Below are 266 nucleotides of genomic sequence, written 5' to 3'. Positions count from 1 at the left end.
ATAACACTACCCTACTATAAATAGTAAGTGGCGTCCCCAAGGGGATTCGAACCCCTGTTACCGCCGTGAAAGGGCGGTGTCCTAGGCCTCTAGACGATGGGGACACTAAAAAGTGTCACTAGGACAACTGAATGGTTTAACTCGTTTCAGGCGAGTTTTCTTAATAACACTACCCTACTATAAATAGTAAGTGGCGTCCCCAAGGGGATTCGAACCCCTGTTACCGCCGTGAAAGGGCGGTGTCCTAGGCCTCTAGACGATGGGGA

The 266-nt window shown here is 50.0% G+C and carries 1 tRNA gene; it reads right to left on the bottom strand.

Annotated elements, in window-relative coordinates:
• Positions 1-28: 28 nt before the first annotated feature.
• Positions 29-104 (bottom strand) — tRNA-Glu (locus PSI06_RS21250).
• Between the last annotated feature and the right edge of the window lie 162 nt (positions 105-266).

The organism is Pseudoalteromonas sp. GABNS16E, assembly GCF_028598715.1.
Lineage (GTDB): Bacteria > Pseudomonadota > Gammaproteobacteria > Enterobacterales > Alteromonadaceae > Pseudoalteromonas > Pseudoalteromonas atlantica.
This window is presented reverse-complemented; position numbering and strand designations above follow the sequence as displayed.